Source organism: Vogesella aquatica (assembly GCF_028548455.1).
GTDB classification, from domain to species: Bacteria; Pseudomonadota; Gammaproteobacteria; order Burkholderiales; family Chromobacteriaceae; genus Vogesella; species Vogesella aquatica.
The window spans coordinates 155,627-169,301 of sequence record NZ_JAQQLF010000008.1; the positions used below are offsets into that span (position 1 = coordinate 155,627).

Below are 13,675 nucleotides of genomic sequence, written 5' to 3' on the forward strand. Positions count from 1 at the left end.
GCTGTCCATGAAAGATTGACGACGGCCCATGTCCCTGCTGCAACTGAACCCGCCCCAACGCGACGCCATCAAATACGTAGACGGCCCCCTGCTGGTGCTGGCGGGCGCCGGCTCCGGCAAAACGCGCGTCATTACCCAGAAGATCTGCCACCTGATCCGCGAGTGCGGCTACGACGCGCGGCACATTGCCGCCATCACCTTTACCAACAAGGCGGCGCGCGAAATGCTGGAGCGCGTGGGCAAGCTGATGGAAAGCCGCGAGCTGAAGGGCATTACCGTGTCCACCTTCCACTCGCTGGGCATGCACATCCTGCGCCAGGAGGCGCCACACCTGGGCTACAAGACGCAGTTTTCCATCCTGGACAGCTACGACGCCGCCAAGATCATCTCGGACATCCTGAAAAGCACGCACAAGGACGAGGTGCGCAAGGTGCAAAGCCGCATCTCGCTGTGGAAAAACGAGCTGCTGGACGCCGACGCCGCACTGCTGGCCGCCGACAACGAGTTCGACCGCATCTGCGCTACCACCTACAGCGCCTACCAGGCCACGCTGATGGCCTACCAGGCCATGGACTTCGACGACCTGATCCGCCTGCCGGTGGGGCTGTTCCAGACCCACCCCGAGGTGCTGATCAAATGGCAGGGCCGCCTGCGCTACCTGCTGATCGACGAATACCAGGACACCAACACCTGCCAGTACCTGCTGGTGAAGCTGCTGGCCGGTGTGCGCGGCCTGTTTACCGCCGTGGGCGACGACGACCAGAGCATCTACGCCTGGCGCGGTGCCAATATGGAAAACCTGCGCCTGCTGCAGCACGACTTTCCGGCGCTGAAAATCGTGAAACTGGAGCAGAACTACCGCTCCACCGCGCGCATCCTGCGTGCGGCCAACTCGGTGATTTCCAACAACCCCAAGCTGTTTGAAAAGCAGCTGTGGAGCGAGCTGGGGCTGGGCGAACCCATCCACGCCGTGATGTGCAAGGACGAAGATCACGAGGCCGAAATCGTGGTGCAGCGCCTGTTGGCGCACAAATTCGAGTACCGCACCGAATTCAAGGACTACGCCATCCTGTATCGCGGCAATTATCAGTCGCGCGTGTTCGAAACCGTGCTGCGCAACCAGCGCATCCCCTACCAGATGGCCGGCGGGCAGAGCTTTTTCGACAAGCCGGAAATCAAGGACGTGCTGGCCTACCTGCGCCTGATCGCCAACCCCGACGACGACCCGGCCTTTATCCGTGCGCTCACCACCCCCAAACGCGGCGTGGGTGCCACCACACTGGAAAAACTGGGCGCCAGCGCCGCACTGTTCGACAAGAGCCTGTTTGCCAGCGCCAGCGAGCCGGGCTTTCGCGTACAGGTGCAGGACGCCCAGCTCAAGCCGCTGGAAGACTTCTGCCGCTTCATCACCAGCCTGCAGTACCGCGCCACACGCGAGCCGGCCGGCGAGCTGGTGATGGACATGCTGAAAGTCATCGGCTTCGAAGCCTGGCTGTACGACAGCGAGGACAGCACCAAGGCGGCGGAAAGCAAGTGGAAAAACGTGTTCGAGCTGGTGGCCTGGCTGCAACGCAAGGGCGAGGCCGACAGCAAGAACCTGATCGAACTGACCCAGACCATCGCGCTGATCACCATGCTGGAAGGCCGTGACGAGGGCGAGGTGGACGCGGTGCACATGTCCACGCTGCACGCGTCCAAGGGCCTGGAGTACCCGCACGTGTTCCTGGTGGGCTGCGAGGAAGGCATCCTGCCGCACAGCGAGTCGGTGGATAACGGCATGGTGGAAGAAGAACGCCGCCTGATGTACGTGGGCATTACCCGTGCCCAGCGCAGCCTCACCCTCACCTACTGCGTGAAGCGCCGCCGCGCCGGCGAATGGCTGTTTGTGGAGCCGTCACGCTTTATCGGCGAAATCAGCGGTGACGACCTGCGCCACTTCGGTAAAAAAGGCGGCGAACCCATCGTCAGCAAAACCGAGGGCAAGAGCCGGCTAGCCAACCTGAGCGCCATGCTGGGCAGCAAGGTGCAGAAAACCGACGACAAAGACAGCTAGCCGCCGCACTGGCCGCGCCTGCGCTTTACAGCGCCCCCAGCCGCAGACCACACTCGACTCAAGGTGAACCTATTACATCATCATTGAGGAGAGCAACATGGATCTCACCATCACCACCGCACTGGTTGGCAGCGGCCTGTTTATCGGCATGATGCTGTGCCACGAGCTGGGCCGCCGCATTGGCCTGGCGCGTAGCGCACATAGCCAGGATGACCCCGCCAAGGGTGCCGGCGCTGCCGAAGCCGCCGTATTCGGCTTGATGGGCTTACTGATTGCCTTCACCTTCTCCGGTGCGGCCGAACGCTTTGAAGCCCGCCGCCACCTGATTACCCAGGAGGCCAACGCCATTGGCACCGCCTGGCTACGGCTGGAGCTGCTGCCAGCAGCGAACCAAGGCCCGCTACGGCAAGCTTTCCGCCATTACACCGAGCTGCGCAGCACCGCCTATCGCCACGGCGGCCAAAGCACGTTGCAACAGCAAGAACAAGCCACTACCACCGCCCTGCAAAACCAGATCTGGCAGCAGGCCCTGGCTGCCAGCCGGCACCCGCAGGCCGCACCACAGGCGGGCGTACTGCTTTTGCCCGCCCTGAACGAGATGTTCGACATCACCACCACCCGCGCCATGGCCAGCCAGAATCACCCGCCAATGGTGGTCTATCTGCTGCTGGGCATTCTGGTGCTGGTAGGCGCGCTGCTGATCGGCTTTGACTCTGCGGCCAACGTACAACGCAGCTGGCTACACATTGTGGTATTTGCCGCCATCATGGCGCTGGCGGTATTTGTGATCATCGACCTGGAGTACCCGCGCCAGGGCCTGATTCGCGTGGATAGCGCCGACCAGGTACTCGGCAGCCTGCTAGCCGGCATGAAGCCGTAAAGGTTGGCCGCACACGCGGCCTGCCACCTGGCCAGGCCGGCATGGCTTGTGCCAGGGCAGCAGCTTGCCCTGCACTGGCGGGGTGCTACCCAAACTGCCAGACAGGCGAGCGGGAACCCATGCGGCAAGCCGGCTTCAGCGGAGCGCACAAAAACAAAAACGCCGCGATACATCGCGGCGTTTCTGGCAACAGCAGCCCGGTTTATTTGGCAGCGTTGGTCAGGTAAGTGACAGCAGCCTTGAACTCTTCATCCGAGCCGGTGTAACCACCTTTAGGCGGCATGGCGTTCAGGCCTTTGGTGGCCGAAGCGATCAGGCCATCCAGACCTTTACCCAGACGCGGGCCCCAGGCAGCCTTGTCGCCGAATTTCGGCGCACCGGCTGCGCCGGTAGCATGGCAGGCTACGCACACGCTTTCATACACTTTCTTGCCTGCGACAGCCGGATCCAGCGCGGCACCCGCAGCGGCGGCACCACCTACTGGTGGCTCGGTAAACTTGCCACCACCGGCATTACCCATGTAGGCCACGGCGCGTTTCACTTCGTCGTCGGTCAGGTCGGCAGCGCCACCTTTGGCCGGCATGGCATTAAAGCCTTGCAGGGCATGCAGTGTCAGGGTATCCCAGCCTTTGGCTACACGCGCACCCCATGCACCAGCATCGCCAAACTTGGGCGAACCGGCCAGGCCGGCGCCATGACAGGTAATACAGATGCCTTCGTAAACTTGCTGGCCGGTTTTCATCCCCGGAGGGGCATCGCTGGCTTTGGCTTCGCCAACCGGCTTCAGGCGGGCAGCGACAGCTTCCTTGGTCATCACTTCTGCGTTGACATCAAAGCCGCCGGTGGCCAATTTGGCCAGCAGATACACTGCTACTACCAACAGCACGACAACACCCAGCAAAACCGGCACGATCTTGCCTGGGGCTTTGGTTTCGTTGCTCATTCCTGCCTCACCTGAATTAATAATGACAATCCGAAGAATAGGGAAATTATACGGCAAAGCCTTGCTGCGGCAAAATGTCCCATCGATAATGTTTGCGCAAACGCAATGGCGCTAGACGAAAACGCCATGCATAGGCTATATTGCGCGGCTTGCGTGTACCCGTAGCTCAGTTGGATAGAGTGTCAGCCTCCGAAGCTGAAGGTCGCTGGTTCGACTCCAGTCGGGTACGCCAACAGAATACAAAGCCCCACGCCGCCTGGCTGTGGGGCTTTTTCATGCCTGATGCATTGCCGCTAGCCGCGTGCCAGCACCCCGACCACCCGCGTCTGGCGAAAGCGGCCATCAACAAACTGGCGAATCTCGGCCCGCACCGGGTAGGAGTGAATACTGAGCATCAGCCGGGCGGCACGCAGCGCATCCTCCTGGGTGGCATGAATGGGGCCGCCCTCATCTACCCCGAAATAATCGGAAATCAAACGCACGCGAAACAAGGCAAGCTCCTGCGGTTATGTTGTTGCGGCCAACTTACCCGCCTAACCATACAGGCAAGCCATTGCAGCTAAATGTCGCCAACTCCCCGCTTGCCGGAGAAAAACCCGCCATCAACAAAAAAGCCAACCCATGGTTGGCTTTTTGGCTGCATGACCTGACAGGCTGCTACTTGCCCTGCACGTTTTGCCCCACCGTGCCGCGCACCTCGGACAGTAGCGCCAGCAACGGTGCGACCTGCCCCCCCCAGTAACCCAGGCGTACCAGGCAATCGATAGCCACCAGTGCGGCATCGCTCATGAATTGCCCGTTGATGATGTGCTGCGCCACTTCGGCCAGCGTCATCAGTACGTGTTCGGCCACTTCGCCATCCTGGTTTTGCGGGATATCGCCCTGTGCCAGCCAGATATCGTAAACAAACAGCCATTCGCGGTGCAGGCCACGGGCTACCGGGCGGGTCGCCAGCAGTAGCGCCTGTTGTTGCAGCGGGGACAGCTGTTCTGCCGGCATGCCGGCTTCTTCCCAGCCTTCGCGCAGCAGCGCGTCCATGATGCTTTCGCCGGCCGCCACGCCACCGCCCATCAGGTTATCCAGCCGGTTCGGCGCCACGTCCTTGAACGGGCTACGCCGGCCAATCCACATGCGCACTTCGCCATCGGGCATACGGGTCAGGCCATTGAGGTGTACGGCACGGCTGGTGAGGCCCAGCGGGCGAAAGGCGGCGCGTTCCAGCTCGAAACAGGGGGTACCGTCAGGCAGGTAGGCAATGAATTTTTCGTTGCGCCAGCCGCTGAACCAGCCGGCATCGCGCCAGGCTTCGGCGGCGGCTTGCAGCAGGGTGCTGCGTGCGCTGTAGGTCATATCCGTGGCCAGCAGCTGCATCACGCCGTCTTGCAGCGCGAACAGCTCGCCGTGGTGTGCCAGCAGGCGCTCGCACCAGACCTGGTTGATAAAACCGATAGGCGCACCACCCAGCGCCAGTGGGATAAACGCCGTTTGATCGTAGCGGATGATTTTTTCCAGCAATCCGGCAACGCCTTGCACCTGCATGACAACTCCCTGCTGCTTCGTGAAGGCGCCATCTTACGGATATTGATCAGGCATTGCCCTGCTTTGGCGGTGGCAAACCGGTGCACTGCTGGCCGACGTGCGCGAATGCAACACTTCGATAAATACTTTCAGCACTGCAGTGCCGATGCAATGCAAAAAGCCGCAGTCAGATGACTGCGGCTTTTTTAATTCTGGTCGGAGTACAAGGATTTGAACCTTGGACCCTCTGCTCCCAAAGCAGATGCGCTACCGGGCTGCGCTACACTCCGAACAAGACCCGAACTATACAGATGCCTTTTCAGGCCGTCAAGCCCCTGCCCCAAATTTTTTCAGCCAGGCCGGATTGGCGCGCCGGCGCGTACTGCACGGCAGCTTGCAATACGGCCAGACTACCGGCCAGCACAAAGCGCTGCCGGGCACGGGTAATGGCGGTGTACACCAGCGAGCGGGTCAGCGTGGCCGTGGGCTGCGGCGGCAAAGCCAGCCACACCTGGCCAAACTCGGAGCCCTGCGATTTATGCACGGTCATGGCGTACACGGTGTCGTGCTCGGGCAAACGCGCGGGCGATACCTCCCGCCAGCCGCCATCGGTGGTGGGGAAGATTACCCGCAGGCGGCCGCCGCGCGGCACGGTCAGGCCGATATCGCCGTTAAACAAGCCCACGCTGTAGTCGTTGCGCGTAATCATGACCGGCCGGCCGGGGTACCAGTCGCTATCGGCCGGCTTGCGCCCCAGGCGCACCAGCTCGGCGCTGACCTGCTCGTTGATCTGCGTCACCGCGTGGCGCTCTGCCGCCAGCAGCATGCACTGGTTGAAGGCGGCAAACAGCGCCGGCCAGTTATCGCCCTCGCCCAACTCGTCCAGCGCTTGCCAGTAGCCGGCGCGCAGTGCGTGCAGGCCGGCAGCCTCGGGCAACTGTGGCTGGCTGGCAATGTCCAGGTTGGCCGCATCGGCCAGTAGTGTGCCGACCTGTGCTGTATCGCCTGCGTTCACGGCACGGGCCAGGCGGCCAATGCCGGAGTGCTCGCCAAAACGGTGGCTCTTTTCCAGCACCACCACGCTATCGGCCAGCATGGCGCTATCGTCCACCCGCCCTGGCGGCGTGGTGCCTAGCGCCTGCAGCTGCGCTGCCGTGGCCGTGCGCCAGGCCTGCTGGCTGCACAGATCGCCCAGCACGGCACCAGCGTCTACCGAGGCCAGCTGGTAACGGTCACCCAGCAGAATCAGCCGCGCGTGCGGCGGCAGCGCGGCCACGGTTTGCGCCATCAGCGTCAGGTCCACCATCGAGGCTTCGTCCACCACCAGTACATCCAGCGGCAAGGGGTTGGCCGCATGGTGGCGCGGGCGGGCGGTGCCGGGCAGCAGGCCGATGAGGCGATGCAGCGTTTGTGCCTTGTCCGGTAGCTGGGCGCGGGTGGCTGCGTCCACCGGTAGCGCGTCGCGGGCCGCGCGTACCGACTCGGTCAGCCGCGCGGCGGCCTTGCCGGTGGGCGCTGCCATGGCCATCACCAGCGGGCGGCCGGATAGCGCCGCCAGCGCGGCCAGCAGGCGCACCACGGTGGTGGTTTTGCCGGTACCGGGGCCGCCGGAAATCACCATGAAGCGGTGCTGTGTGGCCAGCCATGCGGCCAACCTTTGCCAGTCACCCCGCGGCGCACCGGCAAACAGGCTGTCCAGCACGCTGTCCACGTCGCCGGCCAGCGGCTGCGGGTCGGCGGCCAGCGCCTGCAGGGCAGCCACCAGGCGGGTTTCGTCCTGCCACTGCCGCGCCAGATACAGGCGGCCGGCATCGTCCACAATCAGCGGGGCGTAGTCGCCGGGGCGGCCTGCCAGCGGGCTGTGGCGCAGCAGGGCGAACTCGTCCCGCGTCATGCCGCTGAGGCAGACATGCCCGCTGGCCAGGGCAGCCAACAGGCGTTGCAGCAGTGGCTGCAGCGCGGCCCCGTGCTGCGGGTCCAGCCGCGCCATCAGGGCGGCCAGCTGCGCCGGCAGCAGGCTATCGGCGGCTTCCATCACACTCATGCCTTGCCCAGCCTGGCTTCCAGCGCCTCGCACACGGTGGTGAGCACCTTGATGCGGGCGTAGTACTTGTTGTTGGCCGGCACCAGCGTCCACGGTACGGCGCTGGTACTGGTGCGGTCTATCATGTCGCACACCGCCACTTTGTAGTCGTCCCATTTGTCGCGGTTACGCCAGTCTTCTTCGGTGATCTTGAAGCGCTTGAAGCCGGTTTCCTCGCGCGATTTGAAGCGCACCAGCTGCTCGTCCGCGCTGATGGCCAGCCAGAACTTCAGCACGATGGCCTTGTTGTCGCTGAGCTGGTGCTCGAAGTCATTGATCTCGTAATAGCCGCGCATCCAGTCGGCGGTGTCGGCAAAGCCTTCCACCCGTTCCACCAGCACGCGGCCGTACCAGGTGCGGTCGAAGATGGTGACCTTGCCCTTGCCCGGCACGTGGCGCCAGAAGCGCCACAGCCATGGCATGGCGCGCTCTTCTTCGGTGGGGGCGGCCACCGGCACGATGCGGTAGTGCCGCGCATCCAGTGCCTGGGTGATGCGGCGGATGGCGCCGCCCTTGCCTGCCGCGTCGTTGCCTTCAAACGCCAGCACCAGCGAGTGCTCGGCAAAGCGCGGGTCACGCGTCAGGCCGTTCAGGCGGCCTTGCAGCACGGCCAGCTGCTGCTTGTAGTCGTCTTTGGATAGCTCGTGCTCCAGCACCAGCGATTCCAGTAGCAGCTTGTTGTCGGCGGGCGGCGTGATGGGCGCGGCGTCCGAGCGCGGGTGCCAGGATCCGGCCATGGCCAGGCGCTGTTGCAAGGCCTGCAGCAAGGCGCGCCCTACCGCCAGGCTACGGTAGTTGGCGTCTTCGCCGTCCACCACCAGCCAGGGGGCGTAGGCGGTATTGGTGAGGCGCATCATGTGCTCGGCGGTGTTCTTGATGCGGCCGTACTGCTGGTGGTGCTGCCAGTCGGCCTGGCTGACGCGCCAGGCGGTGGCCGGGTCTTTTTCCAGCGTCTTCAGGCGTTTTTTCTGTTTTTCTTCGGTAAGGTGCAGCCAGAACTTCAGCACCAGTACGCCGTCGTTGGCCAGCATGCGTTCAAAACGCAGGATATCGAATAGCTGCTTGTCGAAGGTGTCGCGATTGGTTGTGCTGGCAACACGGTCGAACAGGGCGTCGGAGTAATAGGAGCCAAAGAACATGCCGATGCGCCCCTTGGCCGGCAGCTCGCGCCAGTAGCGCCACATCCACGGGCGCTCGCGCGCGTCGTCATTGGGCGCGTCAAAGGCGGCGGTGTGGATCAGGCGCGGGTCCAGCCACTCGTTGATCTGGTTCAGGGTATCGCCGCGGCCTGCCCCATCCATGCCGTGGATCAGGATCAACACCGGAAACTCGCCGCGCTGCTTCAGCTCGTACTGCACTTCCAGCAGGGCTTCGCGCAGGGTGGCTTCCTCGGCTTTATAGGCCGCCTTGTCGATAGCGTGGCCGATCTCGGCAGATTCGAACATGGTATTCCTTCCTGTCAGGTTGGCCGCAGCACGGCATGACAGGATTGTAAGACGATAGCGGTGTGTACAGCCAATATCCTGCCTAGCGTTGCAGGTAATCCAGGTAAGGCCGTACCTGCGCCTGTACTGCGGGCTGGGCCAGGTCAGCGGTCGTTACCAGGGTGGCTGGGGTGTAGGAAACAGCCGGCACCGGCTTTTTCTTCAGCAGTTGGGCGATCACCGTCATGGCGCGCACGCCCATCTGGTAGGGGTCTTGCATCACCACCGCCTGCAGCTGGCCGCCGGACAGCGCACGGTCGATACGCGGGGAGTAGTCAAAACCCACATGGCGCAGCTTGCCGGCCAGGCCGGCATCCTGCAGCGCCTGGATGGTGCCCTCGGTGGTCGACTCATTTGGCGTGAACACCAGGTCGGCATCGGGGTGGGCAGCCAGCACTTTCAGTACCTTGTCGCGGGTATCGAATACCGTAATGCCGACTTCCTCGCGCTCTTCGATACGGCTGGCAGGCAACAGCTGCTGCAAACGGTCGCGAAAGGCATTCTCGCGCTCGCGCGTGGAATCGTGCCTGGCCGAAAAGCGCAGCAGCAACACTTTTCGCGGTGCAGGCTGCAGATGGGCGGCGTACTCGGCTGCCAGCGCACCGGCCGCCGCGTTGTGGGTACCCACATAAGGCAGACCCAGCCCCGGCTGCAGCGGCGAATCCACGATCACCACCCGGCAACCGGCGTGCAATACCTGGCGCAAGGGCGCTTGCAAGGCGGCCGAGGCGTTGGGTGCCACGATCATGCCGGCAAAACCCTTGCTGGCGTAATGTTCCAGCAGCTTACCCTGTGAAACGGCATCGTTTTCCAGCGCGGGGCCGCGCCACACCACATTGATGCTCAAGCCCAGTGCCGCATCTTGCGCCCCGCGTGCCATTTCTTTCCAGAACACGTGCGAGGCGCCCTTGGGAATAAAGACGACGTTCGGCTGTGCTGCCTGCAAAAAAGGCGCCCAGCATAGCCATACGGCTAGCAGGCATAGCATGCGTCGGCTCATATCTCCTCCTTTGCCGTGCTCTGTGCGGTCTACTCAGTGTAGGACGCACCACACGGCGCGTCTGCCTGATTGCCTAGGGCACGAACAGCGCGTCCAGCGCTGCCAGCAGTGCGTCATCCGGCGCATCGTGCCACACGCCCTGCCCTTTGCCATCAATACCGCGCAGGTACAGGTAACGCACGCCGCCCAGGCGCAGCTGCGGCGCGCGCTGGGCAATATAGCGGCGCAGCGCCACGCAGTAGATCAGGTACTGCAGGTAGTAATGCTCGCGCGCAATGGACGCGGCCAACTGTGCCGTGCCGTAGTCGGCGTAAGTGTCTCCCAGGTGGTTGGACTTGTAATCCACCAGCCACAGCGCGTCATCGGCAATGAACACCAGGTCGATAAAGCCTTTCAGATAGCCCTGCACCCGCTCGAAGCTGAGCGTGGCAGCCGCCTCGCGCAGCGGTGCGGCCAGGCCGTGCGCCGGCTGGCACAGCACAGCCTGCAGGGCGGCCAGGTTCAGGCCGTTGGCCGGCAGGGTGAATTCCATCTCCACGCGGCGGCGCGAAGGCGGGATGTCTGCCAAATGCACGCCCGGGGCCAGCCCGGCCTGGATGGCCGACTGCAGCATGGCCAGCGCGGCGTCTTGCCACTGCGCGTCAAAACCATGGCGCTGCAGCGCTTCGGCCACCACCTGCGGCCAACCTTGCGGCCGGGTAAAGTCCACGCGCTCGAACATATCGTGCAGGCAGGTACCGGCGCGGGCACCACGCGGGAAGGCAAAGCGGTCGGCCAGCTGCTCGGCGGCGGCCACGTCCTGCAGTGGGCCGTGGTCGTGATCCGGCGTCTCGCCTGCCTGTACCGTGCCGCCGCCGTGCAGGTGGCGGGTCAGGCTGCTGAAGCTGCTTACCCACCACGGCGTACGCAGGCGGCGGCTCACCGTGGCCAGCTGCGGGGTAAAGCTGTCTGCCTGCAGCGCGGGTAGCGTGTTCATGGCCACGTTCACGCTGCGGCAGTGCACCGCGCCGGGCTGGCTGCGCGCGTAGGCGTCCAGGTCGGCGCTGATGGCGGCGTCGGATAGCGGCGTGTCCTCCAGGCTGGCCAGGTTGGCCGCATGGCGGCCGTGCAGCAGCCACGATAGCGCGGCGGTCTGCATCTTTTGCACGTGCCCCCATACGATGTACTGGCGGTGCTCGGCGCGGGTCAGCGCCACGTACAGCAGGCGCAGCTTTTCGGCCAGGATCTCGCTGCGGGCGGCGTCGCGCGCGGCGTCGCTTACCAGCTCGCCCGGCGCCAGCCACGACTCGCCACCGTCGCGGTAGCGCCAGAAGGTGGTGTCGCGCCGCTCCAGCGCGCCATCCCACAAAAAGGGGCAGAACACCAGCGGGTACTGCAGGCCTTTCGAGGTGTGGATGGTGACGATCTTCACCAGCTCGGCGTCGCTTTCCAGCCGCAGCAGCGCCTCCTCGCCGGCCGGCGGGCTGGCCACGGCGGCCTCGAACCACGCCAATAGCGGCGCCTGGCCGGCAATGCGCTCGGCTTCCTGCTGCAACAGCTCGGCCAGGTGGCCCAGGTTGGTCAGGCGGCGCTCGCCGTCCGGCAGCGGCAGCAGGCGCGCCGCCACGCCCTCGCGCGCCATGAAGCCGCGCCAGGCGGCCATAAAGCCGCGCTGCTGCCACTGTTTGTGGTCGTCGTGGTTGGCCACCAGCCGCGCTTCCCACGCCGCCTCGTCCTCGGCCAGCTGCAACAGCTGCGCGGCGTCCAGCCCCAGCAGCGTGGTAGCGCACAGCACTTTCAGCCGCGTTTCAGACGCCGGCTCGGCCCAGGCGCGCAGCAGCGCCAGCAGCTCGCCGGCCTCGTGGCTGGCAAACACGCTTTCCTGCGTCAGCGCGACGGCTTTCACGCCGCGGGCGGCCAGGGCATCGCGCACCGCGTCGCCCTGACGGTGGGTGGCCACCAGCACGGCCATATCGCCACCGGCCAGCGCGCGGCGGCTGCCGCCCTGTTCCAGCTGCGCCTTGTCCTGGCGCGCCAGCGCCAGCAGGCGGGCGATCTCGTGGGCGGTGGCCTCGGCGGCGTATTGCGTGGCCTCGGCCTTGTTCACGCCTTTATCGCTATCGCTGGCGGGAAAAGCCAGCACGGTGAGCGCGCTGTCGTCGTCGGCCACGTGCAGCGTGCTGCCGCCGCTGGGCGCGGCGTCGACCTGCGGGTAGTCGATGCCGTCCAGCAAAAACGGCTGCGGCCGGGCAAACAGCTGGCTCACCGCCGCCACCAGCGGCGGCTGGCTGCGGCGGTTGGTCAGCAGCGTGTATTGCTTGTCGGCCGGGGCGTCGTCGCGCGCGCTCAGGTAGGCAAAAATGTCGGCGCCGCGAAAGCTGTAAATAGCCTGCTTGGGGTCGCCCACCATGAACACCGGCCGCGCCTGCTGCACAAAGGCGCGGCGGAAGATGCGGTACTGCAGCGGGTCGGTATCCTGGAATTCGTCGATCAGCGCGATGGCAAAGTCGGCGGCAATGCGTGCGGCCAACCTGGCGCCGTGCTCGGGGTCATCCAGCGCGCTGGCCAGGTCGGTAAGCAGGTCGTCAAAGCCACGGCTGCGCGTGGCGCGGCGCTGCGCCACGGCGTGCTGGTCTATCCACGCGATCATGGCCAGCTTGAGCCCGGCAATATTCTGCGCCAGCTGGCGGCTGTAGCTGTCCCACGCGGCCAGCCAGCCATCCACCAGCGCAAACAGCCGGTGCTGCGGCGCGCTGTGGCCCTTGTTGACGCCTTTGTCCAGCTGGCTTTGCCCCAGCCGCGCCAGGTCTTTGGCCTGCGTGGACGATAGCTGCGGCAGGCTGGCGTCGGCGGCCAGCATCTGCAGCAGGCGCACGTAACGCTGGCACTGCGCCGGCTTGTAGCTGGTCTGCTTCAGCCCTTCTGCGGCCAACAATAGCGCACAGCCTTCGGCCAGCGTGGCGCTATCGGCCTGCAGCGGTGCCCAGGCTGCGGCGGCGGCTTCGCGTGCGGCCAGCAGTGCGGCGCTGTCGATAGCCGGGGTGCGCAGATAGGGTTTGGACAGATACGGCCGCACCTCGGCCAGCCAGGCGTCCGGTGTATCGCCATTTTCGGCCAGCACCTGCGCCAGCGCGGGCTGCGCCACGATGTGCGTGCGCCAGAAATCGTCGGCCAGCTGCTGCAGGTCGGCGTGGTTGTCGGTGGCCAGCTCGGCGGCAAAAGTCTGGCCGCTGTCGAAGGCGGCGTCGGTAAGCACGCGCTGGCAAAAGCCGTGAATGGTGTAGATGGCCGCCGCGTCAAAATCATTGATGGCCGCCCGCAGGCGCTGCTGCGCCAGCGGCATGTCGCCTGCGGCCAACCTGTGCGCCATGGCCTGCAGGAACGGGTCGGCCGTCGCGCCGCCGTCCAGCACCTGCTGCAGCTCCACCAGGCGGCGGCGCAGGCGCTCGCGCAGCTCGGCGGTGGCAGCCTTGGTGTAGGTCACCACCAGCAGCCGGTCCAGCGTCGGTGGCGGCGTGCCGTCCGGCGCATCCTCCAGCAGCAGGCGCGTATACAGCGCAGCGATGGTCCAGGTCTTGCCGGTACCGGCCGAGGCTTCGATCAGGTTGATGCCCGACAGCGGGCAGTTCAGGGCGTCTAGGGCTTGCATGCGGTACGACCGTCAAAGGGTTATGAGAATACTCATGCCGAGGTGTCCTGAATCGCTCCAGTCTGGTGGCACGTTAACTAAACCAA

The 13,675-nt window shown here is 64.8% G+C and carries 9 protein-coding genes and 2 tRNA genes; 3 read left to right on the top strand and 8 right to left on the bottom strand.

What is annotated here, in order from left to right; translation table 11 throughout:
- Positions 1–28: 28 nt before the first annotated feature.
- Together PQU95_RS08015 and PQU95_RS08020 are read left to right on the top strand one after the other, a co-directional pair.
- Positions 29–2,053: a UvrD-helicase domain-containing protein gene (locus PQU95_RS08015; RefSeq protein ID WP_272751510.1), complete on the top strand. Its 2,025-nt coding sequence runs from the start codon at positions 29–31 to the stop codon at positions 2,051–2,053.
- A gap of 97 nt (positions 2,054–2,150) precedes the next feature.
- On the top strand, positions 2,151–2,933 hold the full coding sequence (locus PQU95_RS08020) for a bestrophin-like domain (RefSeq protein WP_272751513.1): 783 nt from the start codon (positions 2,151–2,153) through the stop codon (positions 2,931–2,933).
- A gap of 202 nt (positions 2,934–3,135) precedes the next feature.
- On the opposite strand, the gene PQU95_RS08025 is transcribed toward PQU95_RS08020, so the two are convergent.
- Positions 3,136–3,876, bottom strand: a complete 741-nt coding sequence (locus PQU95_RS08025) for a c-type cytochrome (RefSeq protein ID WP_272751514.1) — start codon at positions 3,874–3,876, stop codon at positions 3,136–3,138.
- Positions 3,877–4,031: 155 nt separating this feature from the next.
- Between PQU95_RS08025 and PQU95_RS08030 the strand changes: the two genes are divergently transcribed.
- Positions 4,032–4,108: transfer RNA gene (locus PQU95_RS08030), tRNA-Arg, on the top strand.
- Positions 4,109–4,169: 61 nt separating this feature from the next.
- On the opposite strand, the gene PQU95_RS08035 is transcribed toward PQU95_RS08030, so the two are convergent.
- From PQU95_RS08035 to recB, 7 genes are all read right to left on the bottom strand, one after another.
- Positions 4,170–4,367 carry a hypothetical protein gene (locus tag PQU95_RS08035; RefSeq protein WP_272751515.1) on the bottom strand — a complete coding sequence of 66 codons (198 nt, stop codon included), beginning with the start codon at positions 4,365–4,367 and terminating at the stop codon, positions 4,170–4,172.
- Between the two features lie 166 nt (positions 4,368–4,533).
- Positions 4,534–5,415, bottom strand: coding sequence for an NUDIX hydrolase (locus tag PQU95_RS08040; RefSeq protein WP_272751516.1), 882 nt, complete (start codon positions 5,413–5,415; stop codon positions 4,534–4,536).
- Between the two features lie 192 nt (positions 5,416–5,607).
- Positions 5,608–5,684, bottom strand: a tRNA-Pro gene (locus PQU95_RS08045).
- A gap of 29 nt (positions 5,685–5,713) precedes the next feature.
- Entirely contained in the window at positions 5,714–7,438 is a 1,725-nt protein-coding gene (gene recD, locus PQU95_RS08050) for an exodeoxyribonuclease V subunit alpha (RefSeq protein WP_272751517.1), read from the bottom strand.
- Entirely contained in the window at positions 7,435–8,922 is a 1,488-nt protein-coding gene (gene pap, locus PQU95_RS08055; RefSeq protein ID WP_272751518.1) for a polyphosphate:AMP phosphotransferase, read from the bottom strand. The genes recD and pap overlap by 4 nt, the downstream gene beginning before the upstream one ends.
- 82 nt (positions 8,923–9,004) lie before the next feature.
- Positions 9,005–9,961 carry a substrate-binding domain-containing protein gene (locus tag PQU95_RS08060; RefSeq protein ID WP_272751519.1) on the bottom strand — a complete coding sequence of 319 codons (957 nt, stop codon included), beginning with the start codon at positions 9,959–9,961 and terminating at the stop codon, positions 9,005–9,007.
- A 73-nt stretch (positions 9,962–10,034) separates the two neighbouring features.
- A complete protein-coding gene (gene recB / locus PQU95_RS08065; RefSeq protein ID WP_272751520.1) occupies positions 10,035–13,589 on the bottom strand; it encodes an exodeoxyribonuclease V subunit beta in 3,555 nt (1,184 codons plus the stop codon).
- Positions 13,590–13,675 lie beyond the last annotated feature (86 nt).

Coding starts and splice junctions, on each gene's coding strand:
- PQU95_RS08040 (WP_272751516.1), bottom strand. CDS start 5,415: ATGCAGGTGCAAGGCGTTGCCGGATTGCTGGAAAAAATCATCCGCTAC.
- recB (WP_272751520.1), bottom strand. CDS start 13,589: ATGCAAGCCCTAGACGCCCTGAACTGCCCGCTGTCGGGCATCAACCTG.
- PQU95_RS08025 (WP_272751514.1), bottom strand. CDS start 3,876: ATGAGCAACGAAACCAAAGCCCCAGGCAAGATCGTGCCGGTTTTGCTG.
- recD (WP_272751517.1), bottom strand. CDS start 7,438: ATGAGTGTGATGGAAGCCGCCGATAGCCTGCTGCCGGCGCAGCTGGCC.
- PQU95_RS08015 (WP_272751510.1), top strand. CDS start 29: ATGTCCCTGCTGCAACTGAACCCGCCCCAACGCGACGCCATCAAATAC.
- pap (WP_272751518.1), bottom strand. CDS start 8,922: ATGTTCGAATCTGCCGAGATCGGCCACGCTATCGACAAGGCGGCCTAT.
- PQU95_RS08060 (WP_272751519.1), bottom strand. CDS start 9,961: ATGAGCCGACGCATGCTATGCCTGCTAGCCGTATGGCTATGCTGGGCG.
- PQU95_RS08020 (WP_272751513.1), top strand. CDS start 2,151: ATGGATCTCACCATCACCACCGCACTGGTTGGCAGCGGCCTGTTTATC.